The following is a 217-nucleotide window of genomic DNA, read 5'->3' on the forward strand; positions in this document are numbered from 1 at the left end:
CTGACATTTTTGAAATGGCTTGCAGGGATAACGGCTGTTTTTTTTGTTTTCATGGCAACCATTGATCCGTCGTTCTTGCTTGGTGCAGTGATAGGTCCTGGTGGAGTGGGTTTGACATATCTTTCGATGGCATGCTCAAAGAACTATCGGGAAATGCATACCCAATACCATTACTATGCATTTAAGTGGGAAGAACTTACGCAGCTCGCTGTTGTTG

1 pseudogene is annotated in these 217 nt (G+C 43.8%); it reads left to right on the forward strand.

Annotated features, from left to right (window positions below):
- Positions 1-217, forward strand: a pseudogene (locus NPS47_RS25610) (hypothetical protein); the annotation flags it as partial.

This window comes from Pseudomonas putida, from assembly GCF_028682475.1.
In the GTDB taxonomy this organism is placed as follows: Bacteria; Pseudomonadota; Gammaproteobacteria; order Pseudomonadales; family Pseudomonadaceae; genus Aquipseudomonas; species Aquipseudomonas putida_AG.